This window comes from Porphyromonas gulae (genome assembly GCF_000765945.1).
Taxonomy (GTDB): domain Bacteria; phylum Bacteroidota; class Bacteroidia; order Bacteroidales; family Porphyromonadaceae; genus Porphyromonas; species Porphyromonas gulae.
This window is the reverse complement of sequence record NZ_JRAT01000012.1, coordinates 335,367-352,735: the sequence shown is the minus strand read 5'-3', so window position 1 is coordinate 352,735 and position 17,369 is coordinate 335,367. Positions and strand designations below refer to the sequence as shown.

Below are 17,369 nucleotides of genomic sequence, written 5' to 3'. Positions count from 1 at the left end.
CAATGAAAAAGGTAATCAACACGAAGAATGCACCGGCCGCAATCGGGCCATACAGTCAGGCTATTCTAGTAGGTAATATGCTCTATGCTTCCGGACAATTAGGTCTCGATCCCGCCACGGGGAATTTTGTTCCCGGCGGAGTAACGGAGCAGACCGAACAAGTATTCAAGAACATTCGAGCTATCCTCGAAGAAGCGGGACTCACAATTGCCAATGTGGTAAAGACCACTTGTTTTTTGGCCGATATGAGTGATTTTGCAGCGATGAATGCCGTTTACGAGAAGCAATTTACCGGCGACTTCCCTGCTCGTTCTGCTGTTGCCGTTAAGACGCTGCCGAAGAACGGATTGGTGGAAATAGAGATCATAGCGATCAAAGACTGATCTTAGATCTCCTTCCTCCTCATGACGAGAGGCTGTGGCGAAAGGAATTTTTTCCTTCGCCATAGCCTCTTTCTTTATACCTAAGCCGCTGTATGGGATATTCCCTCTTGTTCGGACGGTCGGTATTTAGGAATCGAATGGGTAGATATTCTTATATTTGCGACTATATGAGAAAATCACTCACCATTAAAAATCAAAAACATAGAATGAAGAAAACGCTTTTGCTCGCTGCGGCAGTTGTTTGCAGCGGTTTCGTCGTACAAGCTCAACAGAAGAGTGCTGACGTTGTAGAGAATCGGTTCACTACTATTAAAGAAGTGCCCATTACGCCGGTGAAAGATCAGGCCAATTCAGGTACATGCTGGTCATACTCTGCATTAGGATTCCTCGAAAGCGAAATCCTCCGTATGGGAAAACCTGCAGTGGACTTGGCCGAAATGCACTCCGTAGCTCAGTCCTACAAGGACAAGGGTGAGAAGTATGTGCGTCTGCACGGTAAGCTGAACTTCGGACAGGGCGGCTCTTTCTACGATGTTCTTTATGTGGTGAAGCACTACGGCGTCGTTCCGCAGTCAGTCATGGAAGGCCTGAACTATGGTACGAAGAAGAATGCACACAGCGAATTGGCCGACGGTGCTCTGGCTTACCTCAAAGCTATCGTGACGAACCCTAACGGCAAGCTCACTCCTGCATGGAAAAAAGCCTATGACGGGATCATCGACAGCTACCTCGGCACATGTCCTGAAACTTTCACTTATGAAGGTAAGACCTACACGCCGAAGAGCTTTGCTCAGTATCTCGGCCTTAATGCCGACGACTATGTGTCGCTGACTTCTTACACACATCATCCTTTCTACACACAGTTTGCTCTCGAAATCGAAGACAACTGGCGCGGCTCTCTCTCCTATAACATGCCCATCAACGAGCTGATGGAGACGATGGAGTATGCCATCAACAACGGCTATTCCATCGCATGGGGTTCGGACGTAAGCGAAGTGGGCTTTACGCGTGATGGTATCGGCGTATTGGCCGACGTGGAAGGCATCGAAGCCAAAGGATCGGATCAGGATCGTTGGGTAGGATTGAGCCGTGCCGAAAAGCAGGCAGAGATCGTTCGCACGGTTAATAGTGCCGATTGTCCCGAAATCAACCCCACACAGGAGTTCCGTCAGAAAGGTTACGATGAGTACACCCTCACCGATGACCACGGTATGGTTATCTATGGTATCGCCAAGAACCAGAACGGACGTAAATTCTTCATGGTGAAGAACTCATGGGGCGAAACCGGTAAGTACAAGGGCATCTGGTATGCTTCTTACAACTTCGTAGCCGGTAAGACGATGAATATCATCGTGCACAAGAAGGCTATCCCTGCAGCCATCGCCAAGAAGCTCGGCATTCGCCAGTAAATCATATCCCCTGCTATCTTAGAAGCAGGTACCCCAAAAAGGACAAAGACAGCAAGCCCGAAAGTGATACGTCGCTTTCGGGCTTACGTTTTGCGTGGTACTGAGACTGTGTGAATGGGAGCTAAGCCAAGCCGGTACGCTTCAGCAAGGGAGCAATGTCCGGCTCATGTCCGCGGAAAGCTACATACAGTTCCATGGCATCAGCCGTATCGCCTCTCTCCAATATCTCACGACGGAAACGACCGGCTACCTCGCGATCGAAAATGCCCGCTTCCTTGAAAGCTGCGAAAGCATCGGCATCCAGCACTTCCGCCCATTTGTACCCATAGTATCCGGCTGCATAGCCTCCTGAGAATATATGACCGAAGGCCGTGCTCATCACGGCATTGGGGGGCGACGGGGGCAGGATAAGAGCTTTCGACCAAGCGGCCTCTTCAAAAGCCTTGATGTCCAATTTGTCATCCACCGGAGCAGATAATCCGTGCCATGCCATGTCGAGATAGCCGAAGCTGAGCTGACGGCATGCGCCGCTTGCTGCGAGATAATTTCGTGCCGAGAGGAGTTTCTCCCCCAATTCCCGAGGCATAGGTTCGTCCGTTATATAATGGCGGGCAAAGGTGTCGAGGAACTCCTTCTCCGTCAGCCAGTTTTCCATTATTTGGCTGGGAAGCTCCACGAAGTCACGGGCTACTGAGGTGCCGGACAAGGAGCTGAAGCGGCATTTGGACAGCATGCCATGCAGGGCATGACCGAACTCGTGCAGGAAAGTCTCCACCTCACCTGCCGTCAGGAGCGAAGGCTTGTCCGCCGAAGGAGGGGTGAAGTTCATCACGATGATAATGTGCGGATGCTGATGCTCGGACTGATCTCGGAGGTTGTTCATCCATGCTCCGTTTTGCTTGCCTTCGCGTGGGAAGAAATCCGTGTAGAGCAGACCGATATAAGAGCCGTCCTCATCCGACACTTCGTACACCTTTACATCCGGATGATAGACCGGCACATCCGTCCGTTCGGAGAAATGAAGCCCGTACAGTCGGTTGGCCAAGCCGAAGATACCACGTGTGACGCGCCCTAATTCGAAGTATGGGCGCATCATCTCATCGTCCAGATCGTAGTGGGCCTGTTTGTACTGTTCTGAGAAGTATGCCCAATCCCATGGTTGTATCGTGAAGTTATCGGCCTCGGATGTCTTGTTGGCAGCCCATTGGCGGATCATCTCCAACTCTTCTGTCGCTTTGGGTTTGTACGCATCCAGTAGTTTGTCCAGCAGCTCTTGGACTGCTTTGGGGTTCTTGGCCATTCTGTCATGAAGGGCAAAGTGGGCAAAGGTGTCGTAGCCCAAGAGCCGGGCCTCTTCGAGACGGCCGTTCACCATTCTACGGACCAGAGCCTCATTGTTATACTCATTGTCTACGAAGCCCACACACATTTTCGCTTCATACATCTGCCGGCGCAGGTTCCCATCGGGACAGTGCTTCATAAAAGCAAAATAGCTCGGAGCAGAAAGGTCGAAAAGCCAACCGTACGTATAGCCCTCTCGCCGGGCTTTCTCCGAAGCGAGTGCAAGAGCCGTCTCGGGCATCCCCGCCACAGCTGCCGGATCGCTGAGGTGGAGTTTGTAGCGTTTCTCGTCCTTGAGCACATTCTGTCCGAAGGTCAAGGACGCCATACTCATCTCTTCGGACAGGGTACGCAGCCGGTCTTTTTTCTCAGTAGGAAGGAGTGCTCCACTATCGACAAAGCCCCGATAGCAATTGTACAGAAGGCGTTTTTCTTCCTCCGATAGCTTTTCTTTCTCATCGCTCTCCCATACAGTCCGGATGCGCCCGAACAAGGGTTCGCTCAGGGCTATATCCGTACTGAGACGAGTCAGTTCGGGCATTATCTCTTGGGAAAGATTCATCAGTTCGTCGTTGCTGTCGGCATGCAGGAGATTGAAGAAAGCTCCACAGACAAGCTCCAGCTTTTCGCCACACAGCTCCAGTGCTAAGATCGTATTGGCGAAAGTCGGCGGTTCGGTACTGTTGATGATGGCATCTGCTTCTGCCCGTTTTTCTGCTAAGGCATACGCGAATGCTTCCTTGAAGTCCGCTATCGAAATTTTGTCGAAGGGGTAACTGCCGAAAGGCGTATCGAAGGGTTGTAAGAAGGGATTCATTATTAAAGATTGGGGATTAGAAATGAAATCCGACACGCAGCTGTATGTCGCCGGTATCGAATGACACGTTTGGGTAGAATTTGTAGGCTGTTTTGCGGATGAATCGACGCCCCACGATGGCTACATGCCAAGGCCCCGGATGGAATGCAAACTCCGAACTCGTCACCAGCAGGCGCGCTTTGCTTTCGTCGCCCTGCACCAGAAAAGAGCTGACGTCGCTCTTTCCCTGTTCAGGTTCTTCGTGTCCGATCCATGTATATAGGTGGTACGTCTCTAAACCGATGAGCAAACTCCAGAGATCGTTGTATGTAGCTCCCAGAAATGCCTTGCCGCTGAATCCGGTGCCGAGGTTATAGTCCCGATTGTCCACGTTGTAGTGATCCGAGAGACTGGCACCCATCGGTACGGCATTCAGGTAGGTTTCGGCATACAGATGCAGAGGCCTATGCCTCAGTCTCCCACGATGCTGGAAGATAAGGCCGCCACCCAAAGCCGCCACTTGCGAGATACGGTAAGGGGTGACGAGTATCTCTTCCGAATTCTTGCTTATGCGTTTTTCCGAATTGTAGTAGTCGAAGTGCTGAAAGAGACCTCCCACCAAAACCGTTCGTTCGCGTGCGAGCAGCTGGAGTCCGCTCAGGATCCCGATCAGATTGATCTGGCTCAGCAGAGGTTGCGATTCGGAGAAACTCAATCCGGCTTTGAATTGGAAGAAATCGTATGGAGAGAAAGTTTCGCTTCGGAATGGATCGCCGTAGTCGAATCTCAGATTCAGGGTCAGAGCCGTGGCACCGGTTCGGGCATGCCGCTTGTCCGCCAAAAACCGAAAGCCTGCATCGACGATGATATTTATAGGGACAGATTGGAACACGCGGCCACTCCTACTTCCCACGGAAGTGACCTCTCCGGCTGTCAAGCGGTTGAGAAAGCGCATCGGATTGATCAGTGCTGCAGCTACCTCACGCCCCGTACGTTCCCATCCTGTGGTTCGATTGTCTATGAGCAGATCGGACAGTCTATGCCCCATCTCTCCCAAGGCTACACCGCCTATGGTCGTGGCAAAGAGGTCGTTGATGCTGGGCGGTTCGGTCTCCATAAGCAGCTCCCACATCAGACTGCCGAAGAAGGCAAAGGGAGCCGAGTGCTTGAAACTCAAACCGTTCGATCTGGCAGCGTTGAAGTAGAGGGATCCGTGATAAGGATGTGCGAAGAGGTTGGTGACGAACTTGTCATTGTCCCAGCCGAAGCCTGTCTGGAAGTTGTTCTTGATCGTCTGCCAGCTGATGTCTGCAAAGTCTTCGTTCATGATGTAGTGATCGAAGCCCCATACAGCCAGATTCACACCTATCGTTTTGCCGATGGCGCGCCAAGGACGTTTGGACAGTGTCGAAAGCGAGTCGGTACGCAATTCAAGCCCTTGTGCCATAGGAAACCGCTGAGCGGAAAGTCCGATGGAAGAGAGTATGTACAGTAGTAGCAGCGATAGAAGCCTTCTTTTCATCTTTGTTCTGATGCCTGGAGGATGTGTGGTACTAACGTTTGACTATCTTTTCGGCCATGGTGCCGTCGTGAAGGAAGTAGACCCCTGCCGGAAGGTGATGCAGGTCCATGCGCACAGTCGTAGCGGATGTCCGGGCTTTGGCCACTACTCGGCCTTCATTGTCGAACAGGTATATCGTCCGCCCCTCCGGCAGACTCTGCGGATATTCTACGGTAATATGATCCGATGCAGGATTGGGATAAACCCTATACCCTGAGCCGATCGGTCCGATGGCATTAGACCCTTTCAGATAGGCGCGCAGGTAGAAATTGATATCCAACTTCGTATCCCTTCTGTTGATGGAGGCGAAAGGAGCACCTTCCGATGGATTCATGACGTACAAATCGCCCTTGCCAAGCATGGCCGGACCGGCATCGATACCCATGGGATAGCCTTTTGAGGCATCGGCCGTGTAGCCTATGTACAGATCTTTGCCCGATGGGATGACGAAAGGCGTAGAGAGTTGTACGCGGAAAGGATCCCCGGCCTTGAATCCCGTCACCTCCTGCTCGAACAGCAGTTCCTGCCGCGAAGCATCGCCCCAGATGCAGAGGCGGTACGCGCACTGCTGCTCGCCGGGGAAAAATTCGATGGCTTCGATGCTTTTCCCCTCATAAGGGGCGAGATCTGTAGCCGTATAAAGATGAGCTGCGGCGTATTCCATCTTTTTATTCTCGCCCATGTAGAGAAAAGGCTTGGTACTCCACGAAAGGATATTCTCATCTATCTCCTCCTCTATTGCCGGACGGATGTTTGTGATCATAATGGCATTGTCGTTGTAGCCACGCTTTTGGCTTTGCGGATTGAAGAAGCCGAGCGAATAGTAGCCATCGGCATAGCCTTTCCATCCCCAGTTGATATGGATACGCCCTTCCGCATCTATTCCGTCCAGCACGAATATATGTCCGCCGTATCCGTTGGTATTGGCCAGATATATGATCGGAAGCCCTCGCTCCATATCCGCTGCGATATAAGCATGCCATTCGTCCTGCGGAACCTGATGCACCACCTGATTGCGTGAAAAAGATTCATAGCCGAAGTAGCGGCGGAGGCAGAAGTCCAGTTTGTGGATGTATGCACTGCTGCCACCGGCACCGTAATTCATCTGCATCCCCACACCGCAAGCCAGCATCAGATTGGCAACGGCTTTGGCTTCGAGGGTGCTGTATGCTCCCTCTTCGTAAGTGTCTATCATATTGTCCCAATCCAAGGGAATGGTGTCGAGGCTCATTGAAATCGCTATCTGGCTGTTGGAAGTCGTGTAGTCGATCTGTCCTGTAGCTTTCTCGGGGTAACGATAATGAGCCACTACCTGCGCCATCGATGTAGCTCCGCAACCGGTGGGGGACTGGCTTCCATTGACGAGGGGCGTAAGCAAGTTGAAAGGGGCATTCTGTCCCCACTTCGTGCTTAGCAAAGGCCCTGTCGGGTTGTAGCTGCTTCCGCGTGTGCCATCATCGGAGGCATCCGAATGGATCGAAAGCAGTGCTTTGAGAGCCGGAGGTGCCGGCTCGTAATCGAACCGCCCTTCTCGGCTATAGCCGAGTATCTGTGTAGGAGCACTTGTCCCGGAGGATACGAGGACAAACCCTTCCCGATCGCCTATGTTGAAGGCGGAAGCCGGAATGCCGGCAGGGAGGGCTGCTCTGGAAAGGCTGAGCGTCTCTCTCTCCGGATATAGCCGCCGGGCGTATTCCCATGCCACCCGTTCATCATCGGGCATAGGCGACTGTGCTTCGATAGTCGATGCGTGGATAGCAATAAAAAGAAGAGAGAAGAATAATGATCGGAAGCCGGAGGCTTCTCCTTTGAAAAAGTATTTTAGCAGCATTGCCCAACGAATGTCTTATATATTTTCGTCCCAAAAGAATAAACGAAGATAAACAAATCTATCCCAGTTTTTAGCGCAGCTTTACTTTAGATAGCACGAACAAAAGCATAAAAGCCTGCCAAAAGCTTCCCACCCCAATACCACTCCCCCATCATAAGCGAACCGAAGAGGTCAATAGGGCGAGTTCTCCATAGGAGGTCCGACGAGTGGCCGGAGCGTCCTGTACGAACCGATTTGAAAGACATGGGGCTGTCATCTGTATTGCAGCGTCTACGCACCATTTTTTTCTCTATTAACCTGCCAAAAAATGTGGCGCGAGAAAGTTTTCGTTTTGGTTCGAGAAGTAAAAAATTCTCGCGCCAAAACGAAAAAAATCTCGCGCCGTTTCTTCAAGATTCACGCGCCACAATCGGAGCGTTTTCGGCTCGTATTTCGTATTGCCGAAAACGTCCGTTCGTTCTTCTTCGAGGCAGACTGCTGACGAAGTGCGAAGACGTGACGATCAGGTCAATTCATCATCAAATTTCCATCGAGGATATACTCCCGGCCTGCAACGGTTTGGAATGTCTTGGTAAGGGAGCCGTAGCGCAGCGTGCAGGGGGAGCCGCTTTTGGAGAGGATGGTCGCTCGGGTGAGTTTCCCGTCAGCCCATTCAAGGGCGATCTCGAAATTGCCTCTGGCACAAAGTCCGCTCACACTCCCGTCAGCCCATGCATCAGGCAGAGCGGGCAGCAAGTGGATGAAGCCGAGATGGCTCTGGAGCAACATCTCGGTGACACCTGCCGTGCCGCCGAAATTGCCATCTATCTGGAAAGGCGGATGCGTATCCCAGAGGTTGTCCAATGTGCCGTTTTTCAGCAGATTGCCGAAGAGCATATAAGCATGGTTGCCATCGTGCAGGCGCGCCCACTGGTTCAGCTTCCAACCCATACTCCATCCCGTAGCCCCATCGCCTCGGTGTTCGAGTACGATGCGTGAGGCTTCGGCCAACTTCGGGGTAGTGATCGGAGAGATCGTACTGCCCGGGTGCAGGCCGAAGAGATGGTTGACGTGGCGGTGGCGGCTTTCCGGATCGTCTATATCCTCCGACCATTCCATGAGCTGTCCATAGCGACCGATTCGATAGGGGGCAAGCTTTTTCAATACAGACTCCCACTGCTTGCGCTCCTGCTCGTCTACACCCAATACCTCGGCGGCTTCGATGGCATCGGCCAGCACTTCCCGAATGACTGCATGGACAAAGGTCGCCCCCTCGTCCACCGGCCCATGTTCGGGCGATGTAGAGGGTGCAGCGGTGTAGGAGCCGTCAGGCTTTTTCCATAGATAATCCACTGCGAAACGGGCACTGCTCTTGAGGAGTCCGTACCCGGTCTCACGCAGAAATCGGATGTCGCGCGTATAGTCATAGTAGTCCCATACATGCGTGGCCAGCCACGGGCCGGCCATGGGATTGAAGTTCCAAGCCATGTCCGTGCTTTCCAGCGGAGAGGTGAAGCCGAATATATTGCCGGATATGGAAGCTGTCCAACCTCGTGCTCCGTAATAAGCTTGTGCAGTCCGTTCGCCGGGCTTGACCAGTGTGCGGATAAAATCGATGAGGGGGTGTACGCATTCGCTTAGGTTGGCAGGGCAAGCCGGCCAATAGTTCATCTGAAGATTGATGTTGTTGTGGTAGTCCACTCGCCAAGGGCCGTCCACATTGTTGTGCCACATCCCTTGCAGATTGGCCGGCAGATTCCCCGGACGAGAGGAGGCAATGAGCAGGTATCGGCCGAATTGATAATAAAGCTCCTCCAAGCCGTAGTCGGGTTTGTCGGCGCGATACTCTTTGAGTCGTTGGGGGGTGGGCAGATCGGGAGATGCCGCCGTCGGGTTCAGGCTCAATCTGACACGATCGAATAGCGATGCGTAGTCGGCATAATGTTCCTGCCACAGAGCTTCATATCCTTTGGATACGGCCCGGTCTATCCACGTACGGGTCGTTTGCACAGGATCCGTACCGACATAGGTCTTCGGATCGGAGAAGTCCGGGTCGAAGTTGATACGATAGTCCGTATCGGCCGTTACATAGAATACAACTTCGTCGGCATCCCGAACGGAGAGCTTACCGTCTGCATTCGATACGGTACCTCCTCGTGTGGCAACCCGTATGCGGACGACGAATTGCATCCCGTTGTTGTCCAGCGTGCCCGTGTAGATCAGTCCGTCGTCCCCGGCGGATGCCATTCGTCCCGTAGAAAGGGGGTTGGGAGCGTAGCTGAAAACGAGGTTTTGTCTCTTGGCGCGATTGGCGGAGAACCGCATAACCATGACATTGGCGGGATAAGAGATAAAGAAGGAGCGTCGATAGTCCGTGCCGGCCATACTGAATTGCACCACGGCCAGAGCCGAATCTATCGAAAGAATACGCCGGTATGAGTCGGGATTGTCTTCGTTCAGATCGGTTTCCACATAAAACTCGCCCATCGTGGTGAAGTTGCCGAATCGAAAAGGTTTTTCGCGCGAAGCTTCGTAGGGAACCTCGCTGTTGAAATTCTCTCGAGTAAGTCGTTCTGCCACATCTTTTTTCCCTTCTGCAAATGCTTTTCGTATGGCAGGCAGGAGGTGGGCCGACTGTTTGTTCACATTCCAATAGTAACCGGCTCCTTTAGCCGTATTGGGGCCTCCCCTCCACAGTGTCTTTTCATTGAAAGTGATACGTTCGGTCTTCACCGATCCCATGATGTTGGCACCGATACTTCCATTGCCGATAGGAAGGGAGCAGGACTCCCATTCCCGGTCGGGATTTTGAGCGGTGTCGCCTGCCGTTTCGGGTTTGTTGTCCCCGCTCCACATTTCGGGGCGGCCCCCGTACCAAACGGCACGCCCTTGCAGGGTATTAGGCGTATCGAACCGGATGATGAGACCTCTCCTATAATCGGAGGCCCTTACAAGGGCTGATGTAAGCAAGAGGAAGGATAAGAGGACAAAGCGTTTTGCCATGATGTATGCAAGTATGACGGTTCTTTCTATTCGGTAATCCTCACCCTGTTGGTCCGTTCGAGCAGGAAGCGACTGCGATTGGGGTGGAAGGGTCGGTATCGGGTATTTACCTCTATGCGGTTGTTCCTGAAGACCAGTCCGTCCACCGACTTGGCGTACAGGATGGGGAGGTCGAACGTGTCGAATACATTGTCTTCGATCAGGATGCTTTCCTCCTCTCCTCCGTGGAAGAATCCTTGCTGGGCATCGAGTCGAGGTATTTCGGGGTAGATGGAGATAATGGCATTGGTGAACTGGAACAGATTGGTCAGCGCATTGACGAAGCGATTGCGACGGATGACTACCCGACGGCAGGCTCCCGTTTCGTACCAGCCGTTGCAATCGCCGCAGAGCAGGATGGCGGTTCCCGATGTGTGATCGAAGAGATTGTTTTCCACCAAAACAGGACGAGGTGTGCTGAACAGTGTGCCGCGAGCGCGATTGTTGCGGATGATGTTGTCGGAGAAGATGATTTCGGGAGTCCATGAGAGGTTTTCCACGCCGAATCCCTCTCTTTCGTTTATATCGGGATGGATCGGCTCGCTAAAGGAGAGGACGAACTCACGTACACCCTGTATCGATTCGCTATCATGGGGGCGGATGGCCACTAACCGATTCTTTTCGCCGATCAGATCCATTGTTGCCGAACGAATGAATTGCACGCTGTCGCCCACTTGTCCCCAGTCGAATCCCCACGATTGAGGGTGCATATAGCGTCCGATGAGGGTGTGGTCGTCTATACGGCGGACGACTTTGAGGTAGGTGCCGTGGACATTGATGGCATCGTCCATCATATTTTCGTAGAGTCCACCCGTTGAGACGATTCTCCCCTTACAAGCGGAGAAGTGGGTGGCATCGGCCTGTGTGGTGAAGTAGCGTGGATCATCCTCCCCTTTCAGGCAGACGTTGAAGGATGAGAGATTGATATTTTCGCATAGCTGTGCCAGCAAGCCCATTCCCTCGGCATAGTGTATGCGGATATTTTGTAAGAGGGTATTCCGATTGCCCGCCATGAAGATACCCGGAGCGGGACGAGAGTATGTGCGCATGGCTACCACAGTTCCCGGTGTGAGGCGTGTATCTTTCCAGAGCGGAGCACGAAGGGTGCGTGATCCAAGGTCTTCTACACCCTGTGTGGAATAGCTGAGGTCGCCGGTTCTATAGACCAGGTGCTTGCTGTCCGGCTGAAAAGCAATCCCCGTAATCGGACGAGCTGTCCATCCTTCGCCGTAGGTCTCGAAGAAACCGTCTTTGTCGATGCGGTACTTGACCCATGGAGCTACTTGGAAGAGCATTCCTTGCAGGCTGTCGCTCTTCAATATCTTTACCTGTCCGATATGCGGATTCTCGAAGTCGATACTGAAGTCGCGTAAGGTGCAGTCCGTGGAGTTCAAAAGAGAAAGGGGCAACATTCGTCCGTGAAAGACGAATTGTGCCCCTTGTCCGTCCAGTGTAAAGCGTTGGAATCCCTCCAAGGCCATGCCCACTCGCTTCGGATTGGTCTGATCGTGATTGGATATGTAATAGGTACGCGTTTCGGCTCCCTCCTCATGGAAATGATATGTGCCTGAAGAGAAACGCAGCACGATACTGTCTCCCGACCGGCATTCGGTTCGTATTCGGGCAAGCAGCTTGCGCAATATGGGCGATGCGTTCTGCTTCGTGCCGGCTTTCAGTCCGTAGTGGGACACATCATAGACTCGTACTTCGGATAAAGAGGGCGTGACGATAAGCAATGCCAGCAGAGCAAAGAGCAAGACACGTTTCGTTTTTGTCATCATAGCTGTACAAGAATTATTGCAGCGGACACCTCCTTCTTGAGAAGGAAGAGTCCGCTACGATGTCGGGATCCTGATGGATCTGATGAACACCTCACTGAGGGTTCAAAGATAGTTTTCTTAGGAATCTTTTAGAAGTCTATGCCCCGATAGAAGTCCAGAACCTTGGCTTTGTATATGAAGTCATACTTGGCACGAAGTTCTTCCACTTGGCTGAGGGCATATTTCGTTTTGGCTTCGGCATATTCGTAAGCAGACAAGCGACCGGCCTCGAAGCTGTCCCGGGCATATTCGTATGCCTTGAGCGTAGCTGCCTTGCTGTTTTCGGCTGCTGCGATGGCTTTGTCGGCTGCCACGGCATTGCTGTATGCTTGCCTGATCTCTTTATAGAGGGCTTTCTTCTCTTCAGCCAGTCGGAGTTCGCTTGACCGCACTTGCAGGCGACTGCTTCGAATGCGGTCTTGCGTTTGCATGGCAGAGAAGATGGGGATATTCAAAGAGAGTCCGATGCTGTAGCTGCCGTTGTTCTTCCATTGTTCGGAGAAGGAGGGGGTGAGGGCGGCATACTCCTTGCCGAGGTCGCGGAAGTAACCGTTGCTGTATCCGGCGGAGAGGCTGAGCGTCGGGAAGTATGCTGCACGAGCCGAAGCCAGACCTTCGCGTGCCGAGGCTATTTGCAGCTCGCTCGAACGCAGTACCGGCTTCAAACCGAGAGCCGCACGATAGATTTCTTCGGGAGCAAGGAGAGATCCCAACCTTTCTGCTACGAGAGCATCTGTGTCGGGAGCCTTGACAGTAATGCTTTGGGGATGCTCCAGTTCGAGGGCTTGACCCAAGTCCAGACGAGCCAGCTCCTCCTCGGAACGATATTGTACGAGGAGCTGTTCGTCCTTGGCCATCTGGGCATCTATGTCGAGGAGTCTACCCTCTGCCCATTTACCTACGCGAACCATTTCGGCCGTGCGATTGCGTTGCTCACGGATGAGTGCCAATTGTGTTTCTGCCGTCCGAGTCATTTCCTGACGGAAGAGCAGATTGATATAGAGGGCCGCGATTTGCAGACTGAGGTCTTCACGCGCTTTTTGAAGTCGGGCTATGCCGTCCTCGACGTTGTACTTCTGCTGCTTGAGATCGTGCAGACGGCGCGTGCCGCTGAATACTTCCACCGACGCTCCGATGCTGAGATTGGTATTCATCGAGGAGCGATCTACCGTTACACCCGTTTTGTCTTTCGAGCGTCCGAAACTGTAATTGTGTCCGATGCCGGCATTGACCGTGGGCAGGAAGCTGTGTCGTGCTGCATCGAGACCGATGATTCGGCTTTCTTGTTCGATCTCCTGTCTGCGCAGATTCAGGTTGCGCTCCTTGGCTATCCGGATACAGTCTTCCAGAGAGAGATCTGACACCGGATTGGCCGATACTCCGGATTCATTCTGTGCACGAAGCAAGGAGAGCGAAGATAGGACGGTCAGTGCCGTCAGGAGGATTGTCCGTTTCATTTCTTCTCTTCGGTTTTTTCTATTCCACGCACCTTTTCACCGACTTTAAGTCCGCTTTTGATTTCAATATTCGAACCGTTCGACACGCCGGTTTTCACCTGACGGCGTTCGGTCTGTAGCGGCTTCTCTGCTTTTACCACCTGCACAAAAGTGCTATCGCCACTGAACTCTATACAAGCTTCGGGTACGGCCGGTACGCCATAGGCTCCTTCGAGTACGATCTCAGCATTGGCACTATAGCCGGCGCGGATCACTCTATCGCTTGGAATATGTACCGAGGCTTTCACTTCGAATAGCACAGCTCCGTTCACGATGCTGCCCTTGGGTGCAAGGTATTCCACTGTGGCAGGAAAACTTTCTTTCCCCAATGCTCCCACCGAAATGCGCATAGGAGAACCCAGTCGAATACGACCTACTTCCGTCTCGTCTATCTTCCCGACAAAAATCAGATCATTCATATCCGCTATCGAAGCGATGGTCGTTCCCTCGTTGAACGTATTGGCCTGAATGACCGAATTACCCACCTTGACGGGGACATTCAAGATCTTACCCGTTACCGTGCTGCGCACAAGCGTATTGCTCTGCTTGGCTGTACGGCTGCTGGCACCTTTCTTTACGATCTCCATGGCTTCACGCGCATTGGATAGTTCTTCTTTGATTTTGGCAAAATTCGCTTCGGCTGCCTCGAACTCTTCGCGGGCAATGACCGACTTGTCGAAAAGATCTTTGCTGCGAGTATAGGATTCTTTGCCTTGCTCGAATGAAATCTCCGCCATACGGACACGGCTCTCGGCCTGACTGAGCTGGATCATTTCCGGAACGACTGTGAGGCGAGCGATCACGTCACCGCTCTGTACCACATCGCCGGCTTCGTGCAGCAGTTCGGCTACGATACCGTTCATCTGTGGCTTGATGAGCACCTCATCCCGCGGCTCCACCGTACCGGTGATCACCGTCTTGCTCTCGATCGTGTCTTGCTTGGTTACCGTTTCGATTTGGTACTCTTTGGGTTTGGCTTTGGATTTTTGCCAGAGGAACATGAAGGTGCCGATCACGGCAACGGCCAACAGCACCCAAAGGAAGATCTTGAAATACTTTTTCATCTTGGTTCTTATCTTATTTGTTTTTCTTTATTCGAATTATGAAGGGGGGCAATAATCTAATGTAAAGGCTGTTATTCATCCCTGATGGCATCGATCGCTTTGATCTGAATAGCCCGATAGGCAGGGAGCAGCCCTCCGAGGATACCGCCGGCTATGATGATAAAAAGAGAGAGCAAGGCGGTACCAAATGGTATCAGAGGATTGTAGAAAGGGAAATTGCCGGACGAGCTTTGGGAAAAAGCCATATCGATCACACTCATCAATCCCACACCGAATACCAAACCCAGCAGTCCGGCCAAAGCTGTCAGCACAAGGGATTCGCTCAGGATCTGTCCGATGATCGTACGCGGCTTGGCTCCGAGTGCTCGCCGAACACCGATCTCTCGCGTTCGTTCGCGGACGGTGACAAGCATGATGTTGGAGACACCTACGATACCTGTGAGCAGCGTGCCGATACCGACGATCCAAACGAGCAGATTGATACCGGTGAAAATCATATTCATCAGCTGGAACTGAGCCGAGATATCGAATTTGGAAAGAGCTTTGTCATCGTCCGGTGCTATCTGATTGCGGCTACGGATGATGGTTTCGATCTTCCTGAACATTTGTTTCATGTCGGCCGAAGGATGGGCGCTGACAGCGAAGTTCTCCACACGATTGCCGCTATTGGATATTTGTTGCAGCACGCTATAGGGGAGGTAAACGCTCCTTTTAGGCGATGATCCGATGGTGACGTTGTTGCTTTTCGCTTCCACCACACCTATCACTCTATAATAAAGTCCGTTTACGCGCAGCACCTGACCGATAGGGTCGGTAGTCCCGAATAGTTTTTCTCTTACTTCTTTTCCGATCATGCACACTTTCCTGCGCAGCTTATCGTCCACGGCATTGAGCATTCTGCCTTGCAGGATATTGACGCGGCTGATCTCGAAAAAATCAGGCTCTGCTCCTACGATCGAGTATGTCTCGGACTTGTCTCCGAATACGACGTTTTTGTTCGATCTCGCGCCCCACATGATCGGACTGATGAACTCCACTTCGGGAACTTGGCTGCGAACCGTCCGTATATCGCCGGAGGTCATACTCCAGCTTCGACCGCTGCGGAAACCCATATAAGGTTTTGACGTCAGGTTGGTCCAGTAGAAAGCAGAATTAGAGGCAATGCCTGACACTTCGCGCAGAATACCATTGCTGAAGCCGGCCCCCACGCTGGTCAGTACGACGAGCATGAAGATACCCCAGAATACACCGAAGGCCGTGGCCAGACTGCGTCTGCGATTGCTGTAGATCGTATGCCAGATCTCTATCCAGCGATCTCTATCGAAAAATCTCATAGTCTCTTCTCTCTCCTCCTTCGTTTAGTTTCTCATAGCCTCCACCGCGGGGATTCGTACGGCTTTGCGGGCAGGCTGGTATCCTGCTATGGCTCCGCTTACTACCATGACTATCAGAGCCAACAGGGCAGTGCTCAGATCGATGCTCGGATCGCGGAAGAGCGTCAGCGTTATTCCCTCTACCTGTCTGCTCCCCACACCGGTAGTCTGTACCCAGTGCGATACGAACTCCATCAGACCAACACCGGCCACCAAGCCGATCAGTCCGGAAAGCAGTGTGACCACTACCGCCTCTGTCAGAATCATATGGATGATAGCCCTTGGCTTGGCTCCCAATGCTTTGCGAATGCCTATTTCGCGCTGTCTTTCATTGACGGTCACTTGCATGATATTGGCCACTCCGATAATCCCGATGACAAGGGTGCTCAGCCCGATAATCCAGAGAAAAACATCCATGCCGTTGAATATCTTGTCCATCATTTTCATGTCCGTCACCGGTGCATCGACATAGGGCACTTCCATATCGGTAGGATCATAGCCCTTGCGGAAGGCCAGTTGCCGATTGAGTCGCACTTTCAGTCTCTCCACATCCGCCTCGGTTCGCACCGTCGGGCAGTTCATGAATAGCGTACAGTCCAGACCGAATCCCTTGCCAAAAACACCTGAATAGGTGGCGAAAGGAATGTAGTTGGGGCTGAATTGCCCCTGTTCGCCTTTGCAGACGCCTACCACGAGGAAAGGGATTTGGGACAGATTTACGTATTTCCCTATGGGTGAAACACCTTCCCCGAATAAGACATTGGCGGTCTGTTCGCACAGGACTATTACTTTTCTCTTCATGGCATCGTCCGATGTGGAGAGGAAACGTCCTTGGAGCAGATGCGTCTTGACCATATTGCCGTATTCTCCGGATACGGCTTTCGTAGGAGTGGAGTGTGTCCGATCCTCGTACTGTACGTCGTAGCTCCACTGGTTGGTATAGTATGCCGCACCTTCGATCAGATCGGGATTGAGCTTGACCAGATAGTCGCAGTCAGCAGGTGTCAGCTCTATATACCTGTCCTTGGGATAGCCTCCATACTCCTTGCCGGTGCGCCATGTGGAGAAGCTGATGGCACTCGTGCCCATACCGAACTGCTCCACATTGTGCCGGATGCCATGCTGGAATCCGCGGCCGGCACTCAGCAGCAGTACCAGCAACAGTACGCCCCAGGCTACGGCAAAGCCGGTGAGAGCCGTACGTAGCATATTCTTGCGCAGGGTGGCTCCTAATTCATGCAGATTGTCTAAATCGAACATACTGTCTATCGCTC

The 17,369-nt window shown here is 52.5% G+C and carries 14 protein-coding genes; 3 read left to right on the top strand and 11 right to left on the bottom strand.

Annotation, left to right across the window (positions count from 1 at the left end; all coding sequences use genetic code 11):
* Positions 1-2: 2 nt before the first annotated feature.
* Positions 3-383, top strand: a complete 381-nt coding sequence (locus HQ49_RS05015; RefSeq protein WP_018964537.1) for a RidA family protein — start codon at positions 3-5, stop codon at positions 381-383.
* A gap of 206 nt (positions 384-589) precedes the next feature.
* Positions 590-1,792 carry a C1 family peptidase gene (locus HQ49_RS05010; RefSeq protein ID WP_018964538.1) on the top strand — a complete coding sequence of 401 codons (1,203 nt, stop codon included), beginning with the start codon at positions 590-592 and terminating at the stop codon, positions 1,790-1,792.
* A 121-nt stretch (positions 1,793-1,913) separates the two neighbouring features.
* Here the strand turns inward: HQ49_RS05010 and HQ49_RS05005 are convergent, their stop codons facing one another.
* From HQ49_RS05005 to HQ49_RS11300, 5 genes are all read right to left on the bottom strand, one after another.
* Positions 1,914-3,950 (bottom strand): M3 family metallopeptidase, encoded by a 2,037-nt coding sequence (locus tag HQ49_RS05005; protein WP_039418746.1) that lies wholly within the window; start codon positions 3,948-3,950, stop codon positions 1,914-1,916.
* 16 nt (positions 3,951-3,966) lie between these two features.
* Positions 3,967-5,451, bottom strand: coding sequence for a DUF3943 domain-containing protein (locus tag HQ49_RS05000; RefSeq protein ID WP_039418744.1), 1,485 nt, complete (start codon positions 5,449-5,451; stop codon positions 3,967-3,969).
* Between the two features lie 31 nt (positions 5,452-5,482).
* Positions 5,483-7,321 (bottom strand): C10 family peptidase, encoded by a 1,839-nt coding sequence (locus HQ49_RS10350; RefSeq protein WP_052073441.1) that lies wholly within the window; start codon positions 7,319-7,321, stop codon positions 5,483-5,485.
* A gap of 86 nt (positions 7,322-7,407) precedes the next feature.
* Positions 7,408-7,602 carry a hypothetical protein gene (locus HQ49_RS11305; RefSeq protein ID WP_018964542.1) on the bottom strand — a complete coding sequence of 65 codons (195 nt, stop codon included), beginning with the start codon at positions 7,600-7,602 and terminating at the stop codon, positions 7,408-7,410.
* Positions 7,592-7,684, bottom strand: coding sequence for a DUF1661 domain-containing protein (locus HQ49_RS11300; RefSeq protein ID WP_160224176.1), 93 nt, complete (start codon positions 7,682-7,684; stop codon positions 7,592-7,594). Before HQ49_RS11300 ends, HQ49_RS11305 begins: the two co-directional genes overlap by 11 nt.
* Between HQ49_RS11300 and HQ49_RS12660 the strand changes: the two genes are divergently transcribed.
* Entirely contained in the window at positions 7,653-7,802 is a 150-nt protein-coding gene (locus HQ49_RS12660; RefSeq protein WP_152566838.1) for a DUF1661 domain-containing protein, read from the top strand. The two genes, HQ49_RS11300 and HQ49_RS12660, sit on opposite strands and share 32 nt — an antisense overlap.
* Positions 7,803-7,828: 26 nt before the next feature.
* Here the strand turns inward: HQ49_RS12660 and HQ49_RS04990 are convergent, their stop codons facing one another.
* From HQ49_RS04990 to HQ49_RS04965, 6 genes are all read right to left on the bottom strand, one after another.
* Positions 7,829-10,303, bottom strand: a complete 2,475-nt coding sequence (locus tag HQ49_RS04990) for a glycosyl hydrolase family 95 catalytic domain-containing protein (protein WP_039418742.1) — start codon at positions 10,301-10,303, stop codon at positions 7,829-7,831.
* A gap of 26 nt (positions 10,304-10,329) precedes the next feature.
* Positions 10,330-12,123, bottom strand: a complete 1,794-nt coding sequence (locus HQ49_RS04985) for a right-handed parallel beta-helix repeat-containing protein (RefSeq protein WP_080745550.1) — start codon at positions 12,121-12,123, stop codon at positions 10,330-10,332.
* A 128-nt stretch (positions 12,124-12,251) separates the two neighbouring features.
* Positions 12,252-13,619 (bottom strand): TolC family protein, encoded by a 1,368-nt coding sequence (locus tag HQ49_RS04980; RefSeq protein WP_039418741.1) that lies wholly within the window; start codon positions 13,617-13,619, stop codon positions 12,252-12,254.
* On the bottom strand, positions 13,616-14,722 hold the full coding sequence (locus tag HQ49_RS04975; protein ID WP_039418739.1) for an efflux RND transporter periplasmic adaptor subunit: 1,107 nt from the start codon (positions 14,720-14,722) through the stop codon (positions 13,616-13,618). Before HQ49_RS04975 ends, HQ49_RS04980 begins: the two co-directional genes overlap by 4 nt.
* A 71-nt stretch (positions 14,723-14,793) precedes the next feature.
* On the bottom strand, positions 14,794-16,056 hold the full coding sequence (locus HQ49_RS04970) for an ABC transporter permease (RefSeq protein ID WP_039418738.1): 1,263 nt from the start codon (positions 16,054-16,056) through the stop codon (positions 14,794-14,796).
* 24 nt (positions 16,057-16,080) lie between these two features.
* Entirely contained in the window at positions 16,081-17,355 is a 1,275-nt protein-coding gene (locus HQ49_RS04965) for an ABC transporter permease (RefSeq protein ID WP_039418737.1), read from the bottom strand.
* Between the last annotated feature and the right edge of the window lie 14 nt (positions 17,356-17,369).